This is a genomic window from Vibrio sp. V42_P2S4T144, assembly GCF_009904715.1.
In the GTDB taxonomy this organism is placed as follows: Bacteria; Pseudomonadota; Gammaproteobacteria; order Enterobacterales; family Vibrionaceae; genus Vibrio; species Vibrio alginolyticus.
In genome coordinates this window covers 1-7,779 of record NZ_WXWS01000253.1, presented here as the reverse complement: position 1 = coordinate 7,779, position 7,779 = coordinate 1, and the positions used below count along the sequence as shown (strand labels likewise).

Genomic DNA, 7,779 nt, shown 5'->3' with positions numbered 1-7,779 from the left:
GTTTAAACACAATAAGCAAGGCTGGGGAGAGCGTCAAGCAAAAAAATAGCGCCTTTCGGCGCTATTTCCTCAATCTGTTCAGTTTACTCTTCTTCTTCCACTAGCTCAGGCTTACTTGCACGTCGAGCTTCAGGTTTGTGGGTCAGCTTGTTCAATTGTCGTTCTAGTTTTTGCTCCACTTCGTTGATAGCTGCGTAAAGATCTTCGTGAGTTGCTGAGGCAATGAGCTGGCCTTTAGGAACTTTGATAACCGCTTCGAATTTCTTCTGTTTGTTTGGTTCCTCACTGAAAGTTGCTTGGCAACCAATTAGGTCTACTTGCCATTTCTCCAGTTTTTTAAATTTGCTCTCAATATGAGCTCGGATTGCAGAGGTGATTTCGATGTTTTTGCCAGTGATATTCATTGTCATAAGTGTTTTTCCTCTGTTGCATCCCTCATGGGTTGAGTTCAGATTACCGCTTTAAGCATAAAAAAATGTGATTCAGATCATTATTTTGCTCGGGTTTTTTATGATGAAAAATGAATGTGATCTCACTCAAGAACTTCTGAGATTTATCGTGAAATTGCTTGTTATCGGTTAGTAAATCCGTAGATTGAATAGAGTACTCAGCTGAAAACGGCCTCGTTTTTAGGGAAGTTTTACGGCCTAATATTTGAGGTGGTTAAAATTTAACTACACGTAAGGTGTGATGACGATCACTGAGTCTTTCCAATGAATCCATTTAAAAAGCCGCTTACTGTACAAGCGGCTTTTTACTGTCTGGCATTTGGCTGACTTTTCGTAGCGGTATCATGAAAATGGGGTCTTTTGGGGCTAGTGAAACCCTTTCTAGACTTTTGACTTGGTCCAAACTTTCTAGTTGTTTGTATATTATGTAGTAGCGATTAATGCTTGTGACGTACCCAACCGTTGAGCTTAAACTTTTCCGCATAACGACTTCCACGTTATTAAACCAAACATTAGGATCGTAACCTTGTTGGGCTGCACGCTTACGAATACGCTCTACATTGCCGGGGCCCGCATTGTAAGCCGCCAATGTAAAGTAGAGTTTATTTTGTGCAGTAATATCAGGATCACTGAAGTACTGCTTACGCAAAAAAGCTAAGTATTTCACTCCAGCATGAATGTTGTTTTCTAATTGTCGAACATTTTTGATATTGATATTCGGATCTTGAGCGGTGCTGGGTAGGACTTGCATTATGCCAACGGCACCTCGGCTTCCAACTAGGTCGTTATTAAATCCTGATTCCTTGTAAGCGATTGCAGCGATCAGTAAATAGTCGATATCGTATTTCTCACCATAGCGTGAAAATAGCGCTGCGAGTTTTTCTAGTTGAGCAATTTTCTTAGGGTTAAGAGCTCTGTTCAACCATCCCGTGTTATCGATGTATTTACCGTAAATAACGTTACCGAGTAGTGTCCCAGAGCGAGACTTCTGGATGAACTTATTCACGACGGCTTTTAATTTGGGACTATTTTCTCGCATTGCCCAAGCAATTTTGCCATTTTTGCGGATAGGGATTTTTTTGTGCACCCGAATATCATCCATCACTTTCAGCCAAAGCTTGGCTTTATGGCTATCGAGAACAATGGCTTTGACGTAACCATTGTTGAGCATTCCGACCAGCTCATAATCTTGAAGTGTTTCTTCAATAAAGTGCACGATAACAGGCGGTAAGCCTTTTTTGTTTAGTTTCTTATTTAGTGTCTGAATGCTTTCAAAGTAGCTAGAGCTGGCGCGCACCCAAATCTCTTTGCCGCTCAGTTGTTCGATTTTCGTCATCGTTGGTGTGCTTTTGTTTGTCACTACCCACTCTTGAATGTCAGTGAGAATGGGTGAACTGAACTCCACTTTCTGTTTGCGCGTGTCGGTAATAGTCAGGTTGGCGACAACTAAGTCACCTGAACCGTTTTCTAAGGCTGGCAGTAGCTGGTCGCGGGCAACAGGAATAATTTGTACGTTAAGCTTTGGTTTGAGTTTACGAAGGTCTTTTTCGAAATGCGCCAGCAATTCCGCGCCTATGCCTTTTGGTGTGCCGCCCTCAATGTAGTAAAAGCCTAAATCAGCAGAAACTAAGACGCGCAGTACATTCTTCTCCTTGATGACATCGAGGTCCCCAGTATAAGGAGGCTGTTTGAGCGGCGAGATTTGCAGTGCGCAAACGGAAGCAGACAATAGGAGCAGCATAACTGCGCAAAGCTTAGATATCGTCACGTTCACATCCTTTTTATAAAGGGGGGAGGAGAACTTTAAGCATATGTGGAGCTAGGAAGATCATCAAGAAAGGGCTGAATACACTATTGAGAGTAATAAAAAACCGCCACGGTAAAAACGGTGGCGGTTCAGTTTAAAGCAAGTTCAATTACTTCACAGGGTTGAGCTCTATAAGCTTTTCAGTTCTTGCTACGGCGTCTTCCAAACCAAGTTGCTTGTAGGCCTCTAGCTGGATAGTCAGTGACTTACGTGCAGCTTCTGTGTCTGGATACGCTTTTTGTAGCTCTTGGCTGCGATTAATAGCAGCGACCCAAGCTTCACGGCGAAGGTAGAAGTCAGCAGTCGCTAAATCATAGTTCGCTAGACGGTTTTTCAGCGCGACCATACGTTTTTGTGAATCTTCTGCATATGGGCTATTCGGGTAACGTTGAAGTAGTTTTTTGAAGTCATCAAACGCTTTTTTTACCGGTTCAGGATCGCGATCGCTTCGATCTACGCTGAATAAATCATGCATAAAGTTACGATCTTGCGCCATGTGGCTTAGACCTCGCATGTACAGCACCCAATCCATCTTTTCATGGGTTGGGTTTAAACGCATAAAGCGAGAAATGGTTGCCAAGCCCAAAGCAAGGTCGTCGTTTTTGTAGTACGCATAGATTAGGTCAAGCTGCACCTGTTCAGAGTAGGCACCGAATGGGTAACGTGAGTCTAATGCTTCCAGTTTCTCAATTGCAGAAAGCCAATTACCACTTTGAAGAGAAATCTGTGCGTCTGCATACAGTTCCGAAGGCGGCACATCAGGAACGATTTCTTCTTTGCTTGCACATCCAAACAGAAGGGATACCGCTAAAAGGCCTGTTAAAGTCTGACGTTTCATATCAGGAGTCTGTTCCTTGAATCTAAATATTTCTTAAGCTGCCGTTACTTTCTTTCCAGTAACAGATACAATGACGTAATAGTCTATTTTTTCACAGTCGTGAGCATTAGTCTCACAGTTTTTAAAAAAGTTCGATATGGCTCAGCAGATTGTATTAACAAATACCGTAAAAGATAGCCAGTTAGGTCAACGTTTAGACCAAGCTATCGCCGAATTATTCGCGGACTTCTCTCGCTCGCGCCTAAAAGAGTGGCTGCTTGATGGGAAAGTTCAAGTTGATGGTGAAGTTGTCACTAAACCTCGTACCAAAGTAATGGGTGGCGAGGAAATTACATTGCAAGCCGAGTTAGAAGATGAAGAACGCTGGGAAGCGCAAGATATCCCGCTAGATATCGTCTATGAAGATGAAGATATTATCGTTATCAACAAACCTCGTGACTTTGTGGTTCATCCGGGCGCTGGTACGCCTGATGGCACTGTACTTAATGCGTTGTTGCATCATTACCCTGATATTGCAGAAGTACCTCGTGCAGGTATCGTGCACCGTTTGGATAAAGACACAACGGGTTTGATGGTGGTGGCGAAAACCGTTCCTGCACAAACTCGTCTGGTTCGCGCACTGCAAAAACGTAATATTACTCGTGAGTACGAAGCGATAGCTATTGGTCGTATGACAGCGGGCGGTAAAGTGGATCAACCTATTGGTCGTCACTCTACTAAGCGCACGCTTATGGCGGTAGCACCAATGGGCAAACCAGCAGTAACGCACTACCGTGTTGCTGAACGCTTCCGCGAACACACGCGTATTCGCTTGCGTCTAGAAACGGGTCGTACGCACCAGATTCGTGTGCACATGTCTTATCTTCAGCATCCGCTGCTCGGTGATATTGCATATGGTGGACGTGCTCGCATCCCGACAGGTGCGTCTGAAGAGCTAACGGCAATGATCCGTGGCTTCGATCGCCAAGCATTGCATGCAGTAATGCTGCGCTTTGAGCACCCAATTACGGGCGAAGTTCTTGAGTTTCATGCCCCTGTGCCTGATGACATGGTTGTGATGACTGAAGCGCTTCGTCAAGATACAGAAGAGCACGGCTTACCGGAAGAGTTCTAATATGAAGAGAATCATTCCGAATTGGCCAGCGCCTAAAAATGTCAAAGCTTTCGCCTCAACACGCATAGGCGGATTTTCGACAGGCCCTTACCAAGGGCTAAATTTAGGTGCTCACGTTGGGGATGATTTGTCTTTAGTAGAGAAGAACCGAGCTTGGTTGGCGCAACAGGCAAGCATGCCAAATGCGCCAATCTGGTTAAACCAAACGCATTCAACCGTTGTGGCTCAAGCAAATGAACCAACAACACAGGTGCTTGATGCGGATGGTGTATTTACTTCTTCAAGCCATGTTATTTGTTCAGCGATGACCGCCGATTGTTTACCTGTATTATTGACTAATACACAAGGTACGCAAGTAGCCGCTGTTCACGCAGGTTGGCGCGGCTTAGCAAATGGCATTGTCGAAAATGCGTTAGCGTTGTTTTCTGGTGAAGTGATAGCGTGGCTTGGCCCCGCCATTGGCCCTCAAGCCTTCGAAGTGGGTGAAGATGTTCTGCAAGCTTTTGTTGATTTTGATTCACAGGCGAATCAAGCATTTGCTCCACGCGATATCGACGGTAAATGGTTTGCTGACATGTCGGTGCTGGCAACGCAACGTCTAAACCGGGCTGGTGTGACACAAGTGTTTGATTCTGGACTTTGTACTTACCAAGATAAAGCCTCTTTTTACTCTTATCGCCGTGATGGTAAGACTGGTCGACAAGCAACCTTTATTTGGATCGAAGACTAGCTATAAGCACCAAAGTGCTAAGATGCATACTACTATTTTTGCAAAGCTATCTTTATTCATTCACTCCCTTGAAATTCCCCACCCGAGTATCCATCTTTCTAACTGTCAAAAGAATTTCCTTTAGTTGAGGTTAGGAAGGTAGATATGCGTCTTGATCGATTCACAAGTAAGTTTCAAATCGCTATCTCTGATGCTCAATCACTAGCGTTAGGGCGCGATCATCAATATATCGAGCCAGTTCACCTCATGGTGGCTTTGCTTGATCAAAATGGCAGTCCAATTCGTCCATTGCTTACTATGCTGGATGTGGACGTAACGCATTTACGCTCTAAATTGAGTGAAATGTTAGATCGATTACCAAAAGTCAGTGGCATCGGTGGGGATGTTCAGCTCTCTAGCTCGATGGGCACATTGTTTAACCTGTGTGACAAAGTGGCGCAAAAGCGTCAAGACTCCTATATCTCGTCTGAAGTCTTCCTGCTTGCCGCTTTAGAAGATCGCGGACCATTGGGGCAATTACTCAAAGAGATCGGTTTAACAGAGCAAAAAGTCAGCCAGGCAATCGAAAAGATCAGAGGTGGTCAAAAGGTCAATGACCCGAATGCAGAAGAGCTTCGCCAAGCATTGGAAAAGTTCACCATAGACCTTACCGAGCGTGCAGAGCAAGGTAAATTAGATCCTGTTATCGGTCGTGATGATGAAATCCGTCGTACTATCCAAGTATTGCAGCGTCGTACTAAAAACAACCCAGTGATTATCGGTGAACCAGGCGTAGGTAAGACAGCAATTGTTGAAGGCTTAGCGCAGCGCATAGTTAACAATGAAGTACCTGAAGGTCTGCGTGGTCGCCGTGTGCTATCACTGGATATGGGCGCACTGGTTGCTGGTGCTAAATACCGTGGTGAATTTGAAGAGCGTTTAAAATCAGTATTGAATGAACTTGCTAAAGAAGAAGGCAACGTCATCCTCTTCATTGATGAGCTACACACTATGGTCGGCGCTGGTAAAGGTGAAGGCTCAATGGATGCGGGCAACATGCTAAAACCGGCATTAGCTCGTGGTGAGCTGCACTGTGTTGGCGCAACAACATTGGATGAATATCGTCAGTACATCGAAAAAGATGCAGCATTAGAACGTCGTTTCCAAAAAGTGCTGGTGGATGAGCCGACCGTTGAGGATACCGTGGCGATTTTACGTGGCTTGAAGGAGCGTTATGAGCTTCATCATCACGTCGAAATTACCGACCCAGCGATTGTTGCTGCGGCGAGTTTGTCACATCGCTATGTCTCCGACCGTCAGTTGCCGGATAAAGCGATCGACTTAATCGACGAAGCGGCTTCAAGCATTCGTTTACAAATTGACTCTAAGCCGGAGTCCTTGGATAAGCTTGAGCGTAAAATCATCCAACTCAAAATTGAGCAGCAAGCACTAAGTAACGAGCACGATGAAGCGAGTGAAAAGCGTTTGAAAGCGCTTAATGAAGAACTCAATGAAAAAGAACGTGAGTACGCTGAACTAGAAGAGGTTTGGAATACAGAAAAAGCAGCTCTTTCTGGTACTCAACATATTAAGTCTGAGCTTGAACAAGCTCGTATGGACATGGAGTTTGCTCGCCGAGCTGGTGATCTAAACCGCATGTCGGAGCTTCAATATGGTCGTATTCCTGAACTTGAGAAGCAGTTAGATCTTGCAACCCAAGCTGAAATGCAGGAAATGACGCTATTGCGTAATAAAGTAACCGACAACGAGATTGCAGAAGTACTTTCTAAGCAAACCGGTATTCCGGTATCCAAGATGCTAGAAGCGGAAAAAGAGAAACTACTTCGCATGGAAGACGTGCTGCATAATCGTGTGGTAGGTCAAAGCGAAGCGGTCTCTGTTGTATCGAATGCCATTCGTCGTAGTCGAGCTGGGCTTTCTGATCCAAACCGACCAATTGGCTCCTTCTTATTCTTAGGTCCAACTGGTGTGGGTAAAACAGAGCTTTGTAAGACGCTTGCGAGCTTTATGTTCGACAGTGAAGATGCGATGGTCCGTATCGATATGTCTGAGTTCATGGAGAAACACTCAGTGGCAAGGTTGGTTGGTGCTCCTCCAGGCTATGTCGGATATGAAGAGGGTGGTTACTTAACTGAAGCGGTTCGTCGCAAGCCGTATTCGGTAATTTTGTTAGACGAAGTAGAGAAAGCGCATCCGGATGTATTTAACATTCTGCTGCAAGTTCTCGATGATGGGCGTTTAACGGATGGTCAAGGTCGTACTGTTGACTTCCGTAATACGGTTGTGATCATGACATCGAACTTGGGCTCATCTCGTATCCAAGAGAATTTCGCAACATTAGACTATCAAGGTATCAAGAGTGAAGTGATGGATGTGGTTAGCAAACACTTCCGCCCAGAGTTCTTGAACCGTGTTGACGAAATCGTGGTGTTCCATCCACTTGGTCAAGAGCACATTAAGTCCATTGCTTCTATTCAATTGGAACGTTTGGCGAAACGACTAGAGGAGAAAGGCTATCAACTAGAAGTTTCCGACAAAGCACTCGATTTGATCGCTCAAGTTGGTTTCGATCCTGTGTATGGTGCGCGTCCTTTAAAACGTGCAATTCAGCAGAATGTCGAGAACCCGTTAGCCAAATCAATTCTTTCTGGTGAAATCGTTCCAGACAAGACAGTGCAGCTAATTGTTACTAATGACCAAATTTGTGCTCATCAATAATTGTATGGATACAGTAAAATTGAGATAAAAATCACACTAAAGGGGCCGTTTGGCCCCTTTTCTATAGTTTTTTAGAGTCTTTTGTCTGTTTTCTATACGAATAAACTAAAAAGGTGAGTTTTT

The 7,779-nt window shown here is 44.6% G+C and carries 6 protein-coding genes; 3 read left to right on the top strand and 3 right to left on the bottom strand.

Annotated elements, in window-relative coordinates:
• Positions 1-83: 83 nt before the first annotated feature.
• From hpf to bamD, 3 genes are all read right to left on the bottom strand, one after another.
• Entirely contained in the window at positions 84-410 is a 327-nt protein-coding gene (hpf, locus tag CAG68_RS08830) for a ribosome hibernation-promoting factor, HPF/YfiA family (protein WP_005381889.1), read from the bottom strand.
• A gap of 325 nt (positions 411-735) precedes the next feature.
• Positions 736-2,217 (bottom strand): lytic transglycosylase F, encoded by a 1,482-nt coding sequence (locus CAG68_RS08825; protein WP_309473959.1) that lies wholly within the window; start codon positions 2,215-2,217, stop codon positions 736-738.
• A gap of 148 nt (positions 2,218-2,365) precedes the next feature.
• Positions 2,366-3,094 carry an outer membrane protein assembly factor BamD gene (gene bamD / locus CAG68_RS08820; RefSeq protein WP_005381876.1) on the bottom strand — a complete coding sequence of 243 codons (729 nt, stop codon included), beginning with the start codon at positions 3,092-3,094 and terminating at the stop codon, positions 2,366-2,368.
• Between the two features lie 136 nt (positions 3,095-3,230).
• Between bamD and rluD the strand changes: the two genes are divergently transcribed.
• The 3 genes from rluD (at position 3,231) to clpB (ending at position 7,656) form a co-directional block, all read left to right on the top strand.
• Complete coding sequence (gene rluD / locus CAG68_RS08815) at positions 3,231-4,208, top strand: 23S rRNA pseudouridine(1911/1915/1917) synthase RluD (protein WP_005381875.1); 978 nt, start codon at positions 3,231-3,233, stop codon at positions 4,206-4,208.
• A 1-nt stretch (position 4,209) separates the two neighbouring features.
• On the top strand, positions 4,210-4,938 hold the full coding sequence (gene pgeF, locus CAG68_RS08810) for a peptidoglycan editing factor PgeF (RefSeq protein ID WP_017636152.1): 729 nt from the start codon (positions 4,210-4,212) through the stop codon (positions 4,936-4,938).
• 144 nt (positions 4,939-5,082) lie between these two features.
• Entirely contained in the window at positions 5,083-7,656 is a 2,574-nt protein-coding gene (gene clpB / locus CAG68_RS08805; protein WP_005381873.1) for an ATP-dependent chaperone ClpB, read from the top strand.
• The last annotated feature ends 123 nt before the right edge of the window (positions 7,657-7,779 follow it).